We start from the raw sequence: 20,157 nt of genomic DNA on the forward strand, positions 1-20,157 counted from the left end.
GGCTTAGCCCGGCTCTCCTATTTTTAAAAAATATAGGAGAATCAAAATGGCAGAAATTACAGCTAAACTTGTAAAAGAGTTGCGTGAAAAATCTGGTGCCGGTGTTATGGACGCTAAAAAAGCGCTTGTAGAAACAGACGGTGACATCGAAAAAGCGATTGAATTGCTTCGTGAAAAAGGTATGGCTAAGGCAGCTAAGAAAGCTGACCGTGTTGCTGCAGAAGGTTTGACTGGTGTTTATGTTAACGGTAATGTTGCAGCAGTTATTGAAGTAAACGCTGAAACTGACTTCGTTGCGAAGAACGCTCAATTCGTTGAATTGGTAAGTACTACAGCTAAAGTTATTGCTGAAGGAAAACCTGCTAATAATGAAGAAGCACTTGCTTTGACAATACCTTCAGGTGAAACTCTTGAAGCTGCATACGTATCTGCAACAGCAACTATCGGAGAAAAAATCTCATTCCGTCGCTTTGCATTGATTGAAAAAACAGACGCACAACACTTTGGAGCTTACCAACATAACGGTGGACGTATCGGTGTTATTTCAGTTGTTGAAGGTGGAGACGAAGCTCTTGCTAAACAATTGTCAATGCATATCGCAGCGATGAAACCAACAGTTCTTTCTTACAAAGAATTGGATGAGCAATTCGTTAAAGATGAGTTGGCACAATTGAACCACGTAATCGACCAAGACAACGAAAGCCGTGCAATGGTTAACAAACCAGCTCTTCCACACTTGAAGTATGGATCAAAAGCTCAATTGACTGATGAAGTAATCGCTCAAGCTGAAGCTGACATCAAAGCTGAATTGGCTGCAGAAGGCAAACCAGAAAAAATCTGGGACAAAATCATCCCAGGTAAAATGGATCGCTTCATGCTTGACAACACTAAAGTTGACCAAGCTTACACACTTCTTGCACAAGTCTACATCATGGATGACAGCAAGACAGTTGAAGCATATCTTGAATCAGTTAACGCTTCAGTAGTTGAGTTCGCTCGCTTTGAAGTTGGTGAAGGTATCGAAAAAGCTGCAAACGACTTCGAAGCTGAAGTTGCAGCTACAATGGCAGCAGCCTTGAATAACTAATAATTCAAAAGGAAGCTAAATTGCTTCCTTTTTTCTATGCAGTAGACTCCTATAGGGAGAGGTTTCTACTTTTCAAGGTAATACTCTTTGAAAATCAAATTCAAACCACGTCAGCTTCACCTTGCCGTACTAAAGTACAGCCTGCGGCTAGCTTCCTAGTTTGCTCTTTGATTTTCATTGAGTATAAACAAAAAGCCCTATAATAAGGGCTAAATGTATTTAGGAGACTACACTTCAAATTCATAGAGTGCTGTAGACAAATAACGTTCGCCGTTATCTGGTGCAAGAGCAAGAACTTTCTTACCTGTACCTAATTTCTTAGCAACTTCAATGGCTCCATAGATAGCTGCAGCTGAAGAAATACCAACAAGGAATCCTTCTTTTCCACCAATCTCACGGCCAAGTGCAAGAGCATTATCTGAGGTTACACGAACGATACCATCATAGGCATTTGTATCAAGTGTATCAGGAATAAATCCAGCTGAGATACCTTGAATTTTGTGAGGACCAGGTTTTTCACCAGATAGAATAGCAGATTCATCTGCTTCTACTGCATAAACTTGAATACCTGAATTTGCTGTTTTGAGTGCATGAGAAACACCAGAAATTGTTCCACCGGTACCAACTCCAGCAACAAAGGCATCTAATCCATCTTTACCGAAAGCAGCTAATATCTCAGCTCCTGTTGTTCTTTCGTGTACTTCTGGATTAGCTGGATTGTCAAATTGAAGAGGAAGGAAACCATCACGTTCAGCAGCGATTTCTTGAGCTTTAGCAATAGCACCTTTCATTCCCTCACTACCAGGAGTTAGGACGAGTTCAGCACCATAAGCTTGAATAATCTTACGTCGTTCTACACTCATAGTTTCAGGCATAACGATGACAACTTTATACCCTTTAGCAGCACCTACCCATGAAAGTCCAATACCAGTATTTCCACTTGTTGCTTCAACAATGGTAGAACCTGGTTTCAGAATACCATCTTGTTCAGCTTTTTCAATCATGCTAAGAGCAATACGGTCTTTTACAGATGAACCAGGGTTAAATGCTTCAAGCTTTACATAGACGTCCGCAGCACCTTCTGGCACGATGTTGTTGAGTTTAACGATCGGAGTTTGACCGATTAATTCAGTAATGTTGTTATAAATAGACATATGAATACCTCTTTGTATAAGATATTTCTAGTATAACGCTATCTATACCATTTGTAAAATATAGAAATCCTATCGAAGTGATAGGATTTTTTTATATCACAGGTCCAAGCCATTGATTTTCAAGCGATTGTGATAGGCTAATTCTAGTAAATATGTATAGAGTGGAACAATATCCGTTTTCTTAGGGAATTCAAATTTATGAGCACTAAAATGCTCATTATGTGCTTTTAGAAAGACATTTTCTAAATAAGTAATAGTAATTTCACTATCATCTATGCCTGCTCCTGCAGTTTCCATTTCAACGTTAATAATGTTCATTAAAAAGATTGATTTAATGGACATCTTACGACCAGTAGCACCTTGTTTATCTGTAAAGATAATACGGATATTTGTAAATATAATTGAGTCACGAATCAGTTTATATCCACTTTGGATTTCTTCATTTTCTAGTAGATATTGTCCATATTCTTTGATAAGAGTTTCTTTGTTTTGCTCGCTAAAGTTACCAGCGAGTCCTTGAATGAATTTACCAAATGCCATATTTTCTCCTTTGTTTACACTAAGTTTACAGGAACTTCAACTTCACGTAAACCTTGATCAGTTAAAGTGACTTTCCCATTAAAAAACTCTACCAGTGCGGCTTTAATATTTTCTTTTTCTTCTTTATCAACATAAATCATCGTATCGACTTGATCTGTAAAGTTTGTCTCAAGTTCCATGAGATCATGTTCTTTAAGGAAGTTACTGTATTCTTGGTACTGAGCGTAAGACATTTGAATAGCAATGCCAGCCTGTTCCTTTATTTCAATGATGCCAATTTCCTTGACAGCTAAGGCGACACTGCCGGCGTAAGCACGAATCAGTCCTCCAGCGCCTAGCTTAATGCCACCAAAGTAGCGTGTCACTACCACACAGACATTAGTGAGATTGTGATTTTCTAGCACCCCAAGCATGGGAACTCCAGCAGTACCACTGGGCTCACCATCATCACTTGTACGTTTGATTTCACTACGTTCTCCAATAATGAAGGCAGAGCAGTTATGCGTAGCTTTGTAGTGTTCTTTTTTGATGGCAGTAATGAAGTCACGAGCCTCTTCTTCGCTATAAACACGCTTGGCATGACAGATAAAGCGTGATTTTTTGATTTCTTCTTGGACTTGACCATCCTCTTTAATTGTTCTAAATTCCATGATTTAATTGTACTAAAAAATTATCTAAAGTGCTAGTTTTTACGAATAAAGAAGTATGAAAGTAAATCCAAATTATCTCGGTCGTTTGTTTACTGAGAATGAATTATCAGAAGAGGACCGTCAGTTAGCGGAGAAGCTTCCCGCAATGAGAAAGGAGAAGGGGAAGCTTTTCTGTCAGCGTTGTAATAGTACTATTCTAGAAGAATGGTATTTACCTATCGGTGCTTACTATTGTCGAGAGTGCTTGCTGATGAAGCGAGTCAGAAGTGATCAAGCTTTATACTATTTTCCGCAGGAGGATTTTCCGAAGCAAGATGTTCTCAAATGGAGCGGTCAATTAACTCCTTTTCAAGAGAAGGTGTCAGAGGGACTAATTCAAGCAGTAGAGAAGCAAGAGCCAACGTTAGTTCATGCGGTGACAGGAGCTGGAAAGACAGAGATGATTTACCAAGTAGTGGCTAAAGTGATCAATGCGGGTGGTGCAGTATGTCTGGCTAGTCCTCGCATAGATGTTTGTTTAGAGCTGTACAAGCGCCTGCAAAATGATTTTTCTTGCGAGATAGCCCTCCTACATGGAGAATCAGAGCCGTATTTTCGAACTCCACTAGTTGTTGCGACGACTCATCAGTTATTGAAATTTTATCAAGCTTTTGATTTGCTGATAGTGGATGAAGTCGATGCCTTTCCCTATGTTGACAATCCCACGCTTTACCACGCTGTCAAGAATAGTGTAAAGGAGAATGGATTGAGAATCTTTTTAACAGCGACCTCTACCGATGAGTTAGATAGGAAGGTTCGTTTAGGAGAATTAAAACGATTGAGCTTACCAAGACGATTTCATGGAAATCCTTTGATTATTCCAAAACCAGTTTGGTTGTCGGATTTTAATCGCTATTTAGATAAGAATCGTTTGTCACCAAAGTTAAAGTCTTATATTGAGACACAGAGAAAGACAGGTTATCCGTTACTCATTTTTGCTTCAGAAATTAAGAAAGGGGAGCAGTTAAAAGAAATCTTACAGGAGCAATTTCCAAATGAGAAAATTGGCTTTGTATCTTCTATCACAGAAAATCGATTAGAGCAGGTACAAGCTTTTCGAGATAGAGAACTGACAATACTTATCAGTACGACGATATTGGAGCGTGGAGTTACCTTCCCTTGTGTGGACGTTTTCGTAGTAGAGGCAAATCATCGCTTGTTTACCAAATCTAGCTTGATTCAGATTGGTGGACGAGTTGGACGAAGCATGGATAGACCGACAGGAGATTTGCTTTTCTTCCATGATGGGTTAAATGCTTCAATAAAGAAGGCAATTAAGGAAATTCAGCAGATGAATAAGGAGGCGGGGCTATGAAGTGCTTGTTATGTGGGCAGACTATAAAGACTGTTTTAACTTTTAGTAATCTCTTACTGCTGAGGATTGATGACTCTTATCTTTGTTCAGACTGTGATTTTACTTTTGAAAGAATTGGAGAAGAACACTGTCCAAACTGTATGAAAATAGGTTTGTCAACAAAGTGTCAAGATTGTCAATTTTGGTGTAAAGAAGGAGTTGAAGTCAGTCATAGAGCGATTTTTACTTACAATCAAGCCATGAAGGACTTTTTCAGTCGATATAAGTTTGATGGAGACTTCCTTTTAAGAAAAATTTTTGCTTCATTTTTAAGTGAGGAGTTGAAAAAATACAAAGAGTATCAATTTGTTGTCATTCCCCTAAGTTCTGAAAGATTGCTTGATAGGGGATTTAACCAGGTTGAAGGCTTAGTAGATGCAGCAGGCTTTGCGTATCTGGATTTATTAGATAAGAGAGAAGAGCGAGCCAGTTCTTCTAAAAGTCGTTCAGAACGCTTGGGGACCGTACTTCCTTTCTTTATCAAAAGTGGAGTCACTATTCCTAAAAAAATCCTACTTATAGATGATATTTATACTACTGGAACAACTATAAATCGTGTGAAGAAACTGTTGGAAGAAGCTGGTGCTGAGGATGTAAAAACATTTTCCCTTGTAAGATGAGGAAAAAATTTGCAAAAATAAAATGAAAGCGTTATAATGAAATCAGAAAAACAAAAATGTTTAGAAAGAAGGTACTCATATGATTAAATATAGTATCCGTGGTGAAAACCTAGAAGTAACAGAAGCAATTCGTGATTATGTAGTTTCTAAACTCGAAAAGATCGAAAAGTATTTTCAAGCTGAACAAGAGTTAGATGCTCGAGTAAACTTGAAGGTGTATCGTGAAAAAACTGCTAAAGTGGAGGTGACGATTCCGCTTGGCTCAATTACTCTTCGTGCAGAAGACATTTCCCAAGATATGTACGGTTCTATTGATTTGGTGACAGATAAGATTGAGCGTCAGATCCGTAAAAACAAAACAAAGATTGAGCGTAAAAATAGAAATAAAGTATCAACAAGTCAACTTTTTACAGATGCTTTAGTTGAAGAGTTAGATGTAGCTCAACCAAAAGTTGTTCGTTCAAAACAAATTGATTTGAAACCAATGGATTTGGAAGAAGCAATTCTTCAGATGGACTTGTTGGGACATGACTTCTTCATCTATGTAGATGTTGAAGACGAAACAACAAATGTAATCTATCGTCGTGAGGATGGCGAAATTGGTTTGTTAGAAGTTAAAGAATCTTAAAATTGAAATGACTAATAAGAGTGGTTTACTGATTTGTGAACCACTTTTTCTTGTGCCTAAGCTTTTTTTCTTGTGCCTAAGTAAGTAGAAAAATGAGGAAATCCTTGATAAACAGTCAGAATCAGCCTCTATAATCTGAACTTATAGGGGCGTTTATATTTATTAAGTAGACAAAATAATACCCTAAGGGATATAATGGTGTTGTCAACAAATAGCGAATACAAAAATGTAAGCGCTCTTATCTTATAATAAATGAAGGAGTCATAACTATGGCAACAAAAGAAGAAATTTTACGCGAACTATATCCTGAAGACCTTTTTCACTATGCGGATGGTCTAACTTTGGGAGAAGCAGAGGTTTTACAAGAAACTCGTCGTTTGATTGAAAAACACCTTCGTCCTGTAATTAATGAATATTGGGAAGAACCTGATTTCCCATTCGAACAATTTTACGCAGTAGCTAAAGGCGCACAAATCATGAACAACCCTAAATTGTTCGAAGGAAGAGAAGGAAGCTACAAACCATCAGAACTTTACCTCGCATTCTTGTACCTTGAATTAGGTCGTTTCGATGCTTCTATGGCAACATTCTTCACAGTTCACGGTGGACTTTGCTACAACACAATCTTGCTTGGTGGTGATGAGCGTCAACAAAAAGAATTCCTTCCTAAATTGGCTGCATTTGACTGGCAAGGATGTTTCGCTTTGACTGAGCCTTTGTCAGGATCAGACATCGCTGGTGGTCTTGCTACAACAGCTGAGCGCGTTGGAGACAAATGGATCTTGAATGGAGAAAAACGTTGGATCGGTGGATCAGATACAGCTGATGTTGTTCCAGTATTCGCTCGCGACGTTGAAGATGGACGCGTGAAATGTTTCATCGTTCGTAAAGGTGCTCCAGGATACCACGCTGAGCCAATCCCTCACAAAGTTGCTCTTCGTTGCGTACGTAATGGTCACATTACTATGAAGAACGTTGAAGTTCCAGATTCAGACCGTTTGGTAAACATCAACGGATTTGGCGATGTAGCTCGTATCTTGACATTCACTCGTGCTGACGTTGCTCACATTGCAACTGCTATTACTTGTGGATCATTCGTGGCAGCTCTTAATTACGCTAAGAAACGTCAACAATTCAAACGTCCAATCGCTTCATTCCAGATTGTTCAAGAAAAATTGGCTAGAATGCAAGCTAATGCAGTAGCAGCACTTTCTTACTCAGCTCGTATCGCAGAAATGCAAGAAGCCGGTAACGAATTGATGCTTAACTCTGCACTTGGTAAAATGCATAACTCATTGGTAATGCGTGAAACAGTTGCCCTTGCACGTGAAACATGTGGTGGTGACGGTATCACTCTTGAAACTGACGTAGCTCGCTTCTTTGCAGATGCTGAAGCAATCTACACTTATGAAGGTTCTCACGAAGTGAACGCATTGATCGTTGGTCGTGAACTTACTGGTATCGGTGCCTTTGTTTAATGTCAGAAGGGCGATTGAAGGATTTCTGTTCAATCGTCCTTGTTTCATGCACTGGATTTTTGTAAAATAAGAAGGAGAAAATAATGATATCTAAGGTGATGATTATTGGTTCTGGTCAAATGGGAAGCGGAATTGCTCAAGTATTTGCTCAGGCCGGTTTTACAGTTTACTTAAACGATATTAAAGAAGAATTTGTTCAAAGAGGTTTGAACAATATCACAAAACAATTGGAACGTTCCGTTGAAAAAGGACGGATGTCAGAAGAAGAAAAAGCGAAAATCTTGGGTAACTTGATTCCTTCAACTTCTTACGAAGATGCTAAACACGTTCAATTGGTTATTGAAGCAGCTACAGAGAACAGAGATATCAAACTCAGCATCTTTAAACAATTGGATGAAATCACTGCTCCTGAAACAATTTTGGCTTCAAATACTTCATCTCTTTCAATCACTGATATTGCTGCGGCTACAGTTCATCAAGAACGTGTAATTGGTATGCACTTCTTCAACCCAGCACCAGTTATGAAATTGGTTGAAGTTATTCGTGCTCTTCAAACTTCAGATGAAGTTGTAAAAGCAGTTCGTGAATTGACAGAAAAAATTGGTAAAACTGCGGTTGACGTTAAAGATTCTTATGGATTTGTTGTTAACCGTGTGTTGATCCCAATGATCAATGAAGCTATCTTTATCCTTGGTGAAGGTGTTGCTTCTGCAGAAGAAATTGATGAAGCTATGAAATTGGGTGCAAACCATCCAATTGGCCCATTGGCACTTGCTGACTTGATCGGATTGGATGTATGTTTGGCAATCATAGGAGTATTGAATAACGGCTTCGGTGATCCTAAATACCGTCCAGCACCACTATTGAAGAAAATGGTTGAAGCAGGAAAATTGGGACGGAAGACAAAAGAAGGCTTCTTTACTTACTAGACACTGATGGAGGTAGTCATGAAAGACGTAGTTATTGTTTCGGCAGTGCGAACACCTTTAGGTTCCTTTGGCGGGAGCTTGAAGAATGTTTCTGCTGTTGATTTGGGATCTTTGGTAATTAAGAGTGCTTTGGAAAAAGCGAATATTAAACCAGAGCAGGTAGATGAAGTGATTATGGGGAATGTCCTAGGCGCAGGTTTAGGCCAAAACGTGGCTCGCCAAATGAGTATTCATGCTGGGCTTCCTGAGTTTACACCAGCCTTTACCATTAATAAGGTTTGTGGTTCCGGTTTGAAGGCAGTGCAGTTAGCTGCTCAAGCGATTCAGTGCGGAGATGCAGATATTGTCGTGGCTGGTGGTGCAGAAAACATGAGCCAGGCTCCATATGTTTTGCCAAGCTTCCGTTGGGGTGGTCGTATGGGAGATTCGAAAGTGGTAGATACCATGATTAAGGACGGTTTGTCTGATGCCTTTAACGAATACCATATGGGGATTACAGCTGAGAATGTGGCAGAAGAATATGGTATTAGCCGGGATGATCAAGATGCGCTTGCTTTGGAATCACAAAAACGAGCAGTGGCGGCTATAGAATCTGGACGCTTTAAGGAGGAGATTGTTCCGGTGGTCATTCCTCAACGTAAAGGCGATCCTATCGTCTTTGATACAGATGAATTTCCTAGAAAAGATGCTAGCTTGGAGAGTCTGTCTAAGCTACGTCCTGTTTTCAAAAAAGACGGTTCTGTTACGGCGGGGAATGCCTCAGGTATTAATGACGGAGCGGCGGCTGTCTTGGTCATGAGTGCTGAAAAAGCTGAAGAATTGAGACTTCCAGTCATTGCTCGCATTCGTTCGTATGCAAGTGCAGGTTTGGATCCTAAGATTATGGGATGTGGACCGATTTATGCGACTCGCAAAGCTCTTGAAAAAGGCAATTTGACAGTTGATGATCTCGATTTGATCGAGTCAAATGAAGCCTTTGCTGCTCAGGCTTGTGCGGTTGGGAAAACACTTGGCTTTAATACAGATATTGTCAATGTCAATGGTGGCGCGATTGCTCTTGGTCACCCAATTGGGGCTTCAGGTTGCCGTATCCTAGTAACTCTGGTACATGAGATGATGAAACGTGATGCTAAAACTGGTTTAGCAACTCTCTGTATCGGAGGAGGAATGGGAACAGCTCTCATCGTTGAACGTTAGTTATTAGAAAACTGAACGTCATTTCCTCTTTTTCAATATTATGATTACAAAATGAGATTTTGATCCGATCTCATAATGATATACCTTATCAAGTGTCTTTCTCTAAAAGGACTTGATAAGGTATTTTTATTTTTCCTAAGACTTTAAGGATAGATTGGACGACTATATACTATAAGTTGAACTTATAGAACTATAAATAAAGATTAAGTAGACGGATGGAGAAAAAAGGGTTATGATAAAAATGTAAGCTCTTACATTTTGTGTAGGTATTTGTTGACGCTGTACTCTGTACTCAAAATAAATCAAGTAGGAGCAGAACAATGAGTAAAACTGTTTTATTAGAGGTTAAGAATGGTCTTGGCTATCTAACAATTAACCGTCCATCGGCTTTGAACGCCTTAAGTTCAGAAGTCTTAAAGGATTTGAATCTCGTTTTGGACCAAATTGAAGCAAGCGATGACATTCGTGTTGTCATTGTGACTGGTCAAGGGGAGAAAGCATTTGTCGCAGGCGCGGACATTAAAGAGATGGACCAAATGTCTCCAATTCAGGCTCATGAATACATGACCTATGCGAACGACACCTTTACCCGTTTATCTGAATTGATCCAGCCAACTATTTCAGTATTGAATGGTTATGCTTTGGGAGGCGGTTTGGAATTAGCTCTTTCAACTGATATCCGAATCGGCTATGACAAAACAATGGTTGGCTTCCCTGAAGTTGGCTTGGGAATCATTCCTGGTTTTGCAGGTACCCAAAGAATGTCTCGTTTGATTGGTACTAGTAAAACAAAGGAATTAATCTTTACTGCTAGAATGGTTAAAGGACAAGAAGCATATGATCTTGGAATTCTTAATAAGTTGGTAAAAGCAGAAGAACTATTGTCTGCAGCAGAAGAGCTGGCGGCAGCGATTATGAAAAATGCACCGCTAGCAGTTGAAAAAGCTAAACATATTATCCAAGTTGGCTCAGAACTCCCTCTGAAAAATGCTATTCGTTTGGAAACAGAAGCGGAAGCTCTACTCTTCTCAACAGAAGATAAGGTAGAAGGAATGCGCGCTTTTGTTGAAAAACGCAAAGCTGTCTTTCAACGTAAATAAGAGAGGAGAGAGGTTATGAAAGTTGTAACATTGTCTGAAGCTATTTCCTTGATTCATTCAGGAGATAAAGTTGGTATTTCTGGATTTCTCGGAGTGGGAGAACCATTTGAGTTAATTGAGGAACTGGTTCGTCAAAACCAGCAAGATTTGACCTTGGTGTCTGTTGTAACCTCTCAACCCGGTAAGGAAGTTGGAGTTGGTCGTCTTTGTGAAAATCATCAGGTTACAAAATACATTGCAGCCCATGTAGGGACATCTGCTGCTGCTCAGCATGATTATTTCTCAGGAGCCATGAAAGTGGAGTTCACTCCGATGGGAACTGTTGTAGAACGCTTGCATGCTGCAGGAGCGGGTCTTGGAGCAGTCTTAACGCCAACCGGTGTGGGAACAATTCTTGAAGATGAGCACGAGAAAGTGACTCGAAACGGAAAAGAATATTTGATTTATGATCCATTGAAAATCGATGTTGCCTTGATTAAAGCTACTAAGGCGGATAAGTATGGCAACCTTTATCTAGATGGGACTACTAAAAATATCTCCCTTCAACTCGCTCTAGCGGCTGACACAGTCATTGTTGAGACAAACGAGTTGGTTGAAGCCGGAGAAATTGATCCAAATGATATTTACATCCCTGGTATCCTTGTTGACTATGTAGTCCAAGGCTTAACTCCAGAAGAACACCACAAGATGATGGGTGATCTCTGGACAGAGACTAATAAATTAGCGGGGGTAAAATAATATGAAACCAAAAGAAATTATTGCAAGACGTGTTGCTCTTGAATTTAAAGATGGAGATGTGGTCAATCTTGGATTTGGGATTCCAAATGCTTCTGCAGACTTCATCCCGGAAGGTGTTAACGTAATCCTTCAAGCTGAAAATGGTGCCCTTCGCTTTGGTGAAACACCGACCAAGGATACCTATAATGCCAATTTGGCGAACTCTGGTGGAGCTCCCATCACATTGTTGCCAGGAGCATCCTTGTTTGATCTACAAACTTCCTTTGCCATTATTCGTGGTGGTCACGTTGATGCGACTGTTCTTGGAGCTCTTGAAGTAAGTCAAGACGGAAGTATTGCTAACTGGATTATCCCAGGAAAATTTGCACCAGGTATGGGTGGAGCAATGGACCTTTTGGTTGGTGCTAAGCGTGTAATTGCAGCAATCCAACATACTACAGGAGGTGAATCTAAACTCTTGAAAGAGTGCACATTACCTCTATCAGCTAAAGGAGTATTGGATCTTGTCATAACAGAATTAGCTGTTTTTGGATTCCAAGATGGTAAATTCTTGTTGAAAGAATTGGCTCCTGGTGTGACATTAGAAGAAGTTCTTGAAAAAACAGCTGGGGAAGTTATTGTCTCAGAAGACTTAAAGCCGATGCCGATTTAAGCAAAAAAAGAGCTATTTTCTACTCAGTGTGTTATGATATAAACTAGATATTATTGTAAGCACTTTATATACAATATTAAAATGAAGTATTCGAAATGTTATTTCGATAAGAAAGTCAGTAGACAACTATCAAACACTAGAATAGTTGTCTAGTTGACTTGCTAAAATAGTGAAGGAAAGCTAGGTGATGGGTAAGTGGATATTATCCAAATGAACTATTTCATCAATATCATAGAATGCGGATGCAACCTTTCCATTGCTGCAAAGAAAATTCACATTAGTCAATCAGCCTTGAGTCAATTCGTAACAAATTTTGAAGCAGTTGAAGGGGTTCAATTATTCAATCGCAAGAATGGAAGATTAGAAAGTTTAACAGAGACGGGACGCAAGATTTATCGTCATGCGACCGAGATTGTGAATCGACATGAAGAAATGCTTTCCATGATCCATATAGAAGCTCAAAAGCAAAAAGGCACCATTAATCTTGGTATTCCATCCTTGATTTTGAGAGTTTATTTTGCTAGTGCCTTGCCGCATTTTCTGAAAAATAATCCTCATATCCATATCCAGGTTACGGAAGGTGGAGGGAAGGAAATTCGTCAAAAAATGGTTGATGGAGATTTGAATTTCTCTATTCTGATAGAGCCTACGAGCTTGGATGCTAAAAAATATGAACAACATATCATTCAATTGGATGAATACGTCGCTTATATGGATAAGGATCATCCGCTGGCTCAGAAAAGCTTGTTGGAATGGTCTGATATTGCTAGTTATGAATTGGCAACCTTCAACAAAACATTTACGACTTATGATTTAGTGACAGAAAAACTTCGTTCGCAACGAATTGAGGCTAAATTTGCTTATCTTTCCTCTACTTGGGACTTCCTAGTTGAATCAACTCATCAAACGGATTTGATTGCCCTATTGCCAAGACCGGTTGAATATTTTGTGGACAAGAGTCGTTTTAAGGCGGTTAGATTCAAGGATCCGATTCCATTTAATATTTGGTTTTGTAGACCCTATAAAAACTCCTACAATGAAGTAGAGTCTTATGTGTATGAAGAATTGTTGAAAGATTATTACCAACCGTTTTCTGACAACTAAGATGAGGTGAATGCGATGACCTATAATGACATGCTGGCGCGAGAATTGAAGGCAGACATGAAAGTGTTGATTCGGGACTATTTCAAGTCTCGTGAGGATGAACAACAGTTCCCTAGAGAATTACTTTATCAGTTTATCGAGCAATTTGATATCTTTTCCTTGCTTTTAGATAGTCAAGATTTTGTTTTGAGAACCGAGTTTTTGACTTTTATTCGCTTGATTTCAAAAGATTTCCCTGCTTTTTCTGCTGTTCTGCTAACTCAGGCATGTTATGGTATCTATCCTATTTTACAATATGGGAGTCAGGAACAACAATCGCGTTATGTAGAATCCTTAGTAAGGGGAGAAATCTTAGCTGGATTGGGATTTTCTGAAGGAAAATTGATGGACAGCATGGAAGTTATTGCAACAACTGCAAGGAAAACAGAAGCAGGTTGGTCTTTAACTGGGAAGAAGTCAATTGTATCAAATTGCCGCTATACAGATATTTTGTTAATCTTAGCCAAGGTTCAGGAAGCTAACGGACAAGATGGATACGGATTTTTCATTGTTGATACGACTCGACCGGGGGTTGCTTTTGGAGATGATATTGCAAAACCTGGTTTACAGGGCTTACCTGTGAATTCGGTAACTTTTGATCAGGTCATATTGCCAGAAGATAGTTTGCTAGGATTGACCTTAAATGGGGAAAGTCAGTTAAATGATATTATCAGAAAATTACAGCTAGGATTAAGCGCAATCTCTCTTGGTATCTCTGAGGGAGCTTTTGAAAAAGGTCTGGCTTTTGTAAAGGTCAAAAGAGGATTTGGGAAACGATTAATCGATGCGACAGTCTATCAACATCAATTTGCGGACTTGTATACTAAGCTGTGTGCGGCTGAATCTTACTTTGCCTCCTACAAGGATAGGATGAAGGAGGATTCACTCTTTGTATCTCAGATAAAACTTTATACGACAAAAGTAGCAATTGAGATTTCTGAGGAAATTATTAGATTAATTGGACCTCTTCAAACCTTGGATGACATCCCCATAGACCGTTATCTAAAGGATGCCAAAACGATTGAAATCTATGGAAAATCTGGGGATTCGATTCGCAAAAGAATAGCAGCCCAATGGATAAAGGAGTAAAGTATGGCAGAACTCACCTTACAGGAATATCAATTTCATGATATGAAACTGACATGGCTACGTGGAGCCGATAAATTGACGGATGCAGGGACTCTTTTTGGTCCTGTTCCGAAAGTTGTGTGGTCTCGTTACTACCCAACAAATGAAGATAATATGATGGCGGAATTGACGGATCCTATTTTGATTCAGTACAAGGGTAAAAATTACTTGATAGATGCAAGTTTTGATACAGCAAAATTATCTGAAAAACAAAGGCGCAACTTAGGAATCTTGTCTGAAAGTCGGATAGAAGAAAGTTTAGCTCTTTTAGGGCTATCGCCCGCATCCATTGATATTGTGTTGATGACACATATGCACCACGACCATTCTGGCGGTTTAACATATGTGAATGAGCAAGGAGAGCTAGTTTCCAAGTATCCTAATGCTAAGATTATAGTGAATGATGTTGAATGGTATGAAATGAGAAATCCTAATAATCGAACGCGGGGAACATATCTGAGAGAAAATTGGGAACCGATTCAAGATCAGGTGACGACTTTCTCAGAGTATATCAATGTCATTCCAGAAATCCAAATGATTCACACAAGTGGTCACAGTAATGGTCATAGTATTGTTTTATTGAAGCAAGGTGAAGATACGATGATTCATATGGGAGATTTGATGCTAACTCATGTTCATAGAAATCCACTGTGGGTTCCTGCGGTTGATGATTATCCTATGAAGTCAATTTTAGCAAAGGATAAATGGCTTCGTCAGGCTTTTGAGAATCATTACAAGTTTTTCTTTTACCATGATCAATTTTTTGCAGTAGCAGAGTTTGACAAGGAAGGGAAGGAATTTGTAGATTATGTTTTACGTTCTCGCCCCCCACTCATTCCTTTTACAGACAAGCAGGATCGTAAGCCAGGCTTTTTATGATAGCAGAATATGAGGAGACAAATGTAACATTTTATTGTTGACAGGGATATTGATGCACCATGCATCCATTTGCCAATAAGAATCAACAGAGAATAAAAGGAGGACTCATATGTCAATTACAAAACTTTTACAGATTCAATATCCAATTTTCCAAGGGGCTATGGCTCAAATCTCGCACTATCAATTAGCAGCAGCTGTTTCTGAGGCTGGAGGACTGGGAATTATCGCTTCAGGTGGTATGACTGGAGAGCAATTGCGAGAAGAAATTCGTGAATTGAGAAAGTTGACAGATAAACCTTTTGGTGTCAACATCATGTTGATGATGAAAAACATCAAGGATATTGTGACTGTTATCATCGAAGAAAAGGTTCCAGTGGTCACTACAGGTGCAGGAACGCCTAAGCATATCATGCCTTACTTGAAAGAAGCGGGAATCAAGGTTATTCCAGTTATTGCCAGTGTCAAGCATGCTCAAAAAATGCAAGAATTGGGAGTGGATGCTGTAATCGCTGAAGGTTCAGAAGCTGGTGGGCATATAGGAGAGACCAATACAATGGCTCTTATCCCACAAATCGTTGATGCGGTAACGATCCCAGTCATTGCCGCTGGAGGTGTGGCAGATGGTCGTGGACTTGCTGCTGCGATTGCCCTAGGTGCGCAAGGTGTTCAAATGGGAACAGTTTTTCTTGCTTCAGAAGAATGCCCAATTTCTCCAGCCTATAAAGAAGCTATTTTGGCGGCAAGTGATACAGCGACTGCAGTTACAGGTCGCATTGCAGGAGCACCAGTTCGTTGTATTCGCAATGAGATGACGGATCACTACATTGAATTAGAGCAGAAAGGTACAAACCGAGAGGAACTGGAAGAAATTACGATCGGTTCTCTATCTAAGGCTGTCTATGAAGGTGATACAGTTCATGGTTCAATGATGAGCGGACAAATTGCGGGTTTGGTGAAAGACATCAAACCATGTAAGGCTATTTTAGAATCAATTGTGAAACAGGCGCAAGAGTGCCTACAAGACATTCGACTAGAATTAGGTGAATAATTTAATCTAGGCTGAGGATTCAGTACTGATGAGTAAATGAGCCTTGGACAATAGTCTCTTATCTCCCTAAAAAAGCAGACTTTTTGTCAACTATAGTGGGTTGAAGAAAATCTAAGATTTAGAAAGGACGAAATTCGTCCTTTCTTTTTTGATGTTCAGAGCGATGAAAATCCGGTTTTTGAAGTTTTCAAAGTTCCGAAAACCAAAGGCATTGCGCTTGATAAGTTTGATGAGATTATTGGTCGCTTCCAGGTTGGCGTTAGAATAGGGTAATTGAAGAGCATTGACGATTTTCTCTTTGTCCTTTAGGAAGGTTTTAAAGACAGTCTGAAAAAGAGGATGAACCTCCTTTAGATTGTTCTCAATGATCCCTAAAAATTTGTCAGGCTCTTTATTCTGAAAGTGAAACAGCAAGAGCTGATAGACATTGTAGTGGTGTTTCAAGTCTTCTGAATAGTTAAAAAGCTTGTCTAGAATCTCTTTATTGGTTAAGTGCATACGAAAAGTAGGGCGATAAAATCTCTTATCGCTGAGTTTACGACTATCCTGTTGGATGTGCTTCCAGTAGCGCTTGATAGCCTTGTATTCATGAGATTTTCGTTCAAATTGATTCATAATTTGGACACGCACAAGAATCATAGCACGGCTTAAGTATTGGAGTAATACAGTCCAGTGGACTGTTTTAGCCTGAGTTTAGATGAAAAGAATGTAAACATTTTGATTACATATGACATGTTTGATAAGGAACAGAAGAGCTGGTATAAACATTCGGATAGAAACTTAGCGAATTGGTGCTCCCAGTGATTGCTCGTATTTGTTCGTATGAAAATGAAAGTTTGGATTCTAAGATTATGGGATGTTGACCGATTTGTCCGACTTAAAAGGAATTTGGGAAAGGCAATTTAACAGTTGATAACCTTGACTTGATTGAGTCAAACGAAGCCTTTTCTACCAAATCTTGTGCAGTCGGTAAAACACATGATTTGAACACAAATATGGTTACTGTCAATGGTGGTGAGATAGCTCTTGATCACCCAATTGGTGCTTCAGGGTACCGAATCCTAGTGACTCTGATATATTAAATGATGAAGCGCGATACTAAAACCTGTTTATCTCCTCTCTGTATCGGCGGAGGGATGGGGACAGCTCTCGTCGTAGAGCGTTAAAACAGATAGATAAAGATATAGCATTGGGTCAAGTTGAAATTAGGGGGATGATTTAAGTATCCTCCTATTTGCTCATAAATCTATAATTAACAGGCTGTTTACCTCTTTTAAAAGTCGCTTTTTGGTGGTTATTATGGTATAATGGGTGCCAAGAGGTTTGGAATGAAAAAATTTTATGTAAGTCCTATTTTCCCCTTAATATTAGGAATAGTGGCGTTCGGAGTGCTATCTGTGCAACTTGTTTTTGTAACGAATACACTGGTAACGCTATTTCTTTTGCTACTTATTTTGGGTTCATATAGTTTACTATTCATCCATCAGAGAGACTATTACTCAAAGAGTGAAGTAGAACAAATCCAGTATGTGAACCACCAAGCTGAAGAAAGTTTGACAACCTTGTTAGAACAGATGCCTGTTGGGGTAATTAAATTAGATTTATCATCTGGTGAAGTTGAATGGTTTAATCCTTATGCTGAATTAATCTTGACTAATGAAGCTGGCGAGATTGATGTGGCATTAATTCAAACAATTATTAAGGCATCGGTAGGAAATCCAGGTTCTTATGCCACCTTGGGTGAGACTCGTTATTCGGTTCATATGGACAAGGTATCTGGAGTTCTCTACTTCTTTGATGTGTCTGGAGAATATGAAGCGACTGTTGAGTTAGTAACGAGTCGACCTGTGATTGGGATTGTTTCTGTTGATAACTATGATGACTTAGAAGATAAAACATCAGAGTCTGATATCAGTCATATTAACAGTTTTGTAGCCAATTTTGTTTCAGAATTTGCTGGGAAGCATGCCATGTTCTCCCGTCGAGTGAGTATGGACCGTTTTTATCTATTTACGGACTACACGGTGCTTGAGGGCTTGATGAATGATAAATTTTCTGTTATTGATGCTTTCAGAGAAGAGTCGAAACAGAGACAGTTGCCTTTGACCTTAAGTATGGGATTTTCTTATGGTGATGGAAATCATGATGAGATAGGGAAAGTTGCTTTGCTCAACTTGAACTTGGCTGAGGTGCGTGGTGGAGACCAGGTGGTTGTCAAGGAAAACAACGAAACAAAAAATCCAGTTTATTTTGGTGGTGGATCTGCTGCCTCAATCAAACGTACACGGACTCGTACGCGCGCTATGATGACGGCTATTTCAGATAAGATTCGGAGTGTGGATCAAGTTTTTGTAGTTGGTCACAAAAATCTAGATATGGATGCTTTGGGTTCTGCTGTAGGCATGCAGTTATTTGCTAGTAATGTGACTGAAAATAGTTATGCTCTTTATGACGAAGAACAAATGTCTCCGGATATTGAACGAGCTGTTACATTCTTAGAAAAAGAAGGAGTTACGAAGTTGTTGTCTGTTAAGGATGCAATGGGGATGGTGACCAATCGTTCTTTGTTGATTCTTGTAGACCATTCAAAGACAGCTCTAACTCTATCAAAAGATTTTTATGATTTATTTACCCAAACCATTGTTATTGACCACCACAGAAGGGATCAGGATTTCCCAGACAATGCGGTTATTACTTATATCGAAAGTGGTGCAAGTAGTGCCAGTGAGTTGGTAACGGAATTGATTCAGTTCCAGAATTCTAAGAAAAATCGTTTGAGTCGTATGCAGGCCAGTGTTTTGATGGCTGGTATGATGTTGGATACTAAAAATTTCACCTCACGAGTGACTAGTCGGACATTTGATGTTGCTAGCTATCTCAGAACGCGCGGAAGTGATAGTATTGCTATCCAGGAAATGGCTGCAACAGATTTTGAAGAATATCGCGAGGTCAACGAACTGATTTTACAGGGGCGTAAATTAGGTTCTGATGTATTAATAGCAGAGGCTAAGGACTCGAAATGCTATGACACAGTTGTTATTAGTAAGGCAGCAGATGCCATGTTAGCTATGTCAGGTATTGAAGCGAGTTTTGTTCTTGCGAAGAATACACAAGGATTTATCTCTATCTCAGCTCGAAGTCGTAGTAAACTGAATGTACAACGAATTATGGAAGAGCTGGGAGGTGGAGGCCATTTTAATTTGGCAGCAGCTCAAATTAAGGATTTAACCTTGTCAGAAGTAGGTGAAAAACTGACGGAAATTGTATTAAATGAAATAAAGGAAAAGGAGAAAGAAGAATGAAAGTAATCTTTTTAGCAGATGTTAAAGGAAAAGGTAAAAAAGGCGAAATTAAGGAAGTACCTACAGGCTATGCACAAAACTTTCTTATCAAAAAGAATCTAGCCAAAGAAGCGACTGCTCAAGCTGTAGGTGAACTTCGTGGTAAACAAAAATCCGAAGAGAAAGCTCACGCTGAGATGATTGCAGAAGCAAAAGCAATTAAAGCCCAACTCGAAGCAGAAGAAACAGTTGTAGAATTTGTTGAAAAGGTTGGTCCAGATGGCCGTACCTTTGGTTCTATTACCAATAAGAAGATTGCAGAAGAATTGCAAAAGCAATTTGGAATTAAGATTGATAAACGTCATATCCAAGTACAAGCTCCGATTCGGGCAGTTGGTTTGATCGATGTACCAGTGAAAATCTATCAAGATATCACAAGTGTAATCAATCTTCGTGTGAAAGAAGGATAAGTTTACACCTTCTTGACAAGATTGTAAAAGGAAGGGAAGTCT

General features: G+C 39.3%; 19 protein-coding genes and 2 pseudogenes. 17 read left to right on the forward strand and 4 right to left on the reverse strand.

Annotation, left to right across the window (positions count from 1 at the left end; translation table 11 throughout):
- The first annotated feature begins 46 nt into the window (after positions 1-46).
- On the forward strand, positions 47-1,087 hold the full coding sequence (gene tsf / locus ADI86_RS07605) for a translation elongation factor Ts (protein WP_049532453.1): 1,041 nt from the start codon (positions 47-49) through the stop codon (positions 1,085-1,087).
- Between the two features lie 227 nt (positions 1,088-1,314).
- On the opposite strand, the gene cysK is transcribed toward tsf, so the two are convergent.
- The 3 genes from cysK to ADI86_RS07620 all read right to left on the reverse strand — a co-directional run bounded on the left by cysK (position 1,315) and on the right by ADI86_RS07620 (position 3,431).
- Positions 1,315-2,241: a cysteine synthase A gene (cysK, locus tag ADI86_RS07610; RefSeq protein WP_049532454.1), complete on the reverse strand. Its 927-nt coding sequence runs from the start codon at positions 2,239-2,241 to the stop codon at positions 1,315-1,317.
- A 96-nt stretch (positions 2,242-2,337) separates the two neighbouring features.
- Entirely contained in the window at positions 2,338-2,781 is a 444-nt protein-coding gene (locus ADI86_RS07615; RefSeq protein WP_049532455.1) for a PH domain-containing protein, read from the reverse strand.
- A gap of 14 nt (positions 2,782-2,795) precedes the next feature.
- Positions 2,796-3,431: a YigZ family protein gene (locus tag ADI86_RS07620; RefSeq protein ID WP_033682509.1), complete on the reverse strand. Its 636-nt coding sequence runs from the start codon at positions 3,429-3,431 to the stop codon at positions 2,796-2,798.
- Positions 3,432-3,486: 55 nt separating this feature from the next.
- On the opposite strand from ADI86_RS07620, the gene ADI86_RS07625 reads away from it, so the two are divergent.
- The 13 genes from ADI86_RS07625 to ADI86_RS07685 all read left to right on the forward strand — a co-directional run bounded on the left by ADI86_RS07625 (position 3,487) and on the right by ADI86_RS07685 (position 16,364).
- Complete coding sequence (locus ADI86_RS07625; RefSeq protein WP_049532456.1) at positions 3,487-4,785, forward strand: DEAD/DEAH box helicase; 1,299 nt, start codon at positions 3,487-3,489, stop codon at positions 4,783-4,785.
- On the forward strand, positions 4,782-5,444 hold the full coding sequence (locus tag ADI86_RS07630; RefSeq protein WP_049532457.1) for a ComF family protein: 663 nt from the start codon (positions 4,782-4,784) through the stop codon (positions 5,442-5,444). Before ADI86_RS07625 ends, ADI86_RS07630 begins: the two co-directional genes overlap by 4 nt.
- Positions 5,445-5,523: 79 nt before the next feature.
- Positions 5,524-6,072, forward strand: coding sequence for a ribosome hibernation-promoting factor, HPF/YfiA family (hpf, locus tag ADI86_RS07635; RefSeq protein WP_049532458.1), 549 nt, complete (start codon positions 5,524-5,526; stop codon positions 6,070-6,072).
- A 269-nt stretch (positions 6,073-6,341) separates the two neighbouring features.
- On the forward strand, positions 6,342-7,550 hold the full coding sequence (locus ADI86_RS07640) for an acyl-CoA dehydrogenase family protein (RefSeq protein WP_049532459.1): 1,209 nt from the start codon (positions 6,342-6,344) through the stop codon (positions 7,548-7,550).
- An 80-nt stretch (positions 7,551-7,630) separates the two neighbouring features.
- Positions 7,631-8,479, forward strand: coding sequence for a 3-hydroxybutyryl-CoA dehydrogenase (locus tag ADI86_RS07645; RefSeq protein WP_049532460.1), 849 nt, complete (start codon positions 7,631-7,633; stop codon positions 8,477-8,479).
- 18 nt (positions 8,480-8,497) lie between these two features.
- Complete coding sequence (locus tag ADI86_RS07650; protein ID WP_049532461.1) at positions 8,498-9,676, forward strand: acetyl-CoA C-acetyltransferase; 1,179 nt, start codon at positions 8,498-8,500, stop codon at positions 9,674-9,676.
- A 320-nt stretch (positions 9,677-9,996) separates the two neighbouring features.
- Positions 9,997-10,776, forward strand: a complete 780-nt coding sequence (locus tag ADI86_RS07655; protein ID WP_049532462.1) for an enoyl-CoA hydratase-related protein — start codon at positions 9,997-9,999, stop codon at positions 10,774-10,776.
- 15 nt (positions 10,777-10,791) lie between these two features.
- Positions 10,792-11,514 (forward strand): CoA transferase subunit A, encoded by a 723-nt coding sequence (locus ADI86_RS07660; protein WP_049532463.1) that lies wholly within the window; start codon positions 10,792-10,794, stop codon positions 11,512-11,514.
- Between the two features lies 1 nt (position 11,515).
- On the forward strand, positions 11,516-12,166 hold the full coding sequence (locus ADI86_RS07665; protein ID WP_049532464.1) for a 3-oxoacid CoA-transferase subunit B: 651 nt from the start codon (positions 11,516-11,518) through the stop codon (positions 12,164-12,166).
- Between the two features lie 195 nt (positions 12,167-12,361).
- Positions 12,362-13,270, forward strand: coding sequence for a LysR family transcriptional regulator (locus tag ADI86_RS07670; protein WP_160313024.1), 909 nt, complete (start codon positions 12,362-12,364; stop codon positions 13,268-13,270).
- A gap of 15 nt (positions 13,271-13,285) precedes the next feature.
- Positions 13,286-14,398, forward strand: a complete 1,113-nt coding sequence (locus tag ADI86_RS07675) for an acyl-CoA dehydrogenase family protein (RefSeq protein ID WP_049532465.1) — start codon at positions 13,286-13,288, stop codon at positions 14,396-14,398.
- A 3-nt stretch (positions 14,399-14,401) separates the two neighbouring features.
- Positions 14,402-15,316: an MBL fold metallo-hydrolase gene (locus ADI86_RS07680; protein WP_049532466.1), complete on the forward strand. Its 915-nt coding sequence runs from the start codon at positions 14,402-14,404 to the stop codon at positions 15,314-15,316.
- A 109-nt stretch (positions 15,317-15,425) separates the two neighbouring features.
- Positions 15,426-16,364, forward strand: a complete 939-nt coding sequence (locus ADI86_RS07685) for a nitronate monooxygenase (protein WP_045617924.1) — start codon at positions 15,426-15,428, stop codon at positions 16,362-16,364.
- Positions 16,365-16,475: 111 nt separating this feature from the next.
- On the opposite strand, the pseudogene ADI86_RS07690 reads toward ADI86_RS07685, so the two are convergent.
- Positions 16,476-17,027: pseudogene (locus ADI86_RS07690) on the reverse strand (transposase); the annotation flags it as partial.
- 242 nt (positions 17,028-17,269) lie between these two features.
- Between ADI86_RS07690 and ADI86_RS12570 the strand changes: the two are divergent.
- The 3 genes and pseudogenes from ADI86_RS12570 to rplI all read left to right on the forward strand — a co-directional run.
- Positions 17,270-17,446 (forward strand): annotated as a pseudogene (locus tag ADI86_RS12570) (acetyl-CoA C-acyltransferase); the annotation flags it as partial.
- Between the two features lie 246 nt (positions 17,447-17,692).
- On the forward strand, positions 17,693-19,666 hold the full coding sequence (locus tag ADI86_RS07695) for a DHH family phosphoesterase (protein WP_049532468.1): 1,974 nt from the start codon (positions 17,693-17,695) through the stop codon (positions 19,664-19,666).
- Positions 19,663-20,115 (forward strand): 50S ribosomal protein L9, encoded by a 453-nt coding sequence (rplI, locus tag ADI86_RS07700; protein ID WP_000864214.1) that lies wholly within the window; start codon positions 19,663-19,665, stop codon positions 20,113-20,115. Before ADI86_RS07695 ends, rplI begins: the two co-directional genes overlap by 4 nt.
- The last annotated feature ends 42 nt before the right edge of the window (positions 20,116-20,157 follow it).

Source organism: Streptococcus pseudopneumoniae (assembly GCF_001074975.1).
Lineage (GTDB): Bacteria > Bacillota > Bacilli > Lactobacillales > Streptococcaceae > Streptococcus > Streptococcus pseudopneumoniae_D.

Excerpts from the sequence above, each read along its gene's own strand:
- tsf (WP_049532453.1), top strand. The coding sequence starts at position 47 with ATGGCAGAAATTACAGCTAAACTTGTAAAAGAGTTGCGTGAAAAATCT.
- cysK (WP_049532454.1), bottom strand. The coding sequence starts at position 2,241 with ATGTCTATTTATAACAACATTACTGAATTAATCGGTCAAACTCCGATC.
- ADI86_RS07615 (WP_049532455.1), bottom strand. The coding sequence starts at position 2,781 with ATGGCATTTGGTAAATTCATTCAAGGACTCGCTGGTAACTTTAGCGAG.
- ADI86_RS07620 (WP_033682509.1), bottom strand. The coding sequence starts at position 3,431 with ATGGAATTTAGAACAATTAAAGAGGATGGTCAAGTCCAAGAAGAAATC.
- ADI86_RS07625 (WP_049532456.1), top strand. The coding sequence starts at position 3,487 with ATGAAAGTAAATCCAAATTATCTCGGTCGTTTGTTTACTGAGAATGAA.
- ADI86_RS07630 (WP_049532457.1), top strand. The coding sequence starts at position 4,782 with ATGAAGTGCTTGTTATGTGGGCAGACTATAAAGACTGTTTTAACTTTT.
- hpf (WP_049532458.1), top strand. The coding sequence starts at position 5,524 with ATGATTAAATATAGTATCCGTGGTGAAAACCTAGAAGTAACAGAAGCA.
- ADI86_RS07640 (WP_049532459.1), top strand. The coding sequence starts at position 6,342 with ATGGCAACAAAAGAAGAAATTTTACGCGAACTATATCCTGAAGACCTT.
- ADI86_RS07650 (WP_049532461.1), top strand. The coding sequence starts at position 8,498 with ATGAAAGACGTAGTTATTGTTTCGGCAGTGCGAACACCTTTAGGTTCC.
- ADI86_RS07655 (WP_049532462.1), top strand. The coding sequence starts at position 9,997 with ATGAGTAAAACTGTTTTATTAGAGGTTAAGAATGGTCTTGGCTATCTA.
- ADI86_RS07660 (WP_049532463.1), top strand. The coding sequence starts at position 10,792 with ATGAAAGTTGTAACATTGTCTGAAGCTATTTCCTTGATTCATTCAGGA.
- ADI86_RS07665 (WP_049532464.1), top strand. The coding sequence starts at position 11,516 with ATGAAACCAAAAGAAATTATTGCAAGACGTGTTGCTCTTGAATTTAAA.
- ADI86_RS07675 (WP_049532465.1), top strand. The coding sequence starts at position 13,286 with ATGACCTATAATGACATGCTGGCGCGAGAATTGAAGGCAGACATGAAA.
- ADI86_RS07680 (WP_049532466.1), top strand. The coding sequence starts at position 14,402 with ATGGCAGAACTCACCTTACAGGAATATCAATTTCATGATATGAAACTG.
- ADI86_RS07685 (WP_045617924.1), top strand. The coding sequence starts at position 15,426 with ATGTCAATTACAAAACTTTTACAGATTCAATATCCAATTTTCCAAGGG.
- ADI86_RS07695 (WP_049532468.1), top strand. The coding sequence starts at position 17,693 with ATGAAAAAATTTTATGTAAGTCCTATTTTCCCCTTAATATTAGGAATA.
- rplI (WP_000864214.1), top strand. The coding sequence starts at position 19,663 with ATGAAAGTAATCTTTTTAGCAGATGTTAAAGGAAAAGGTAAAAAAGGC.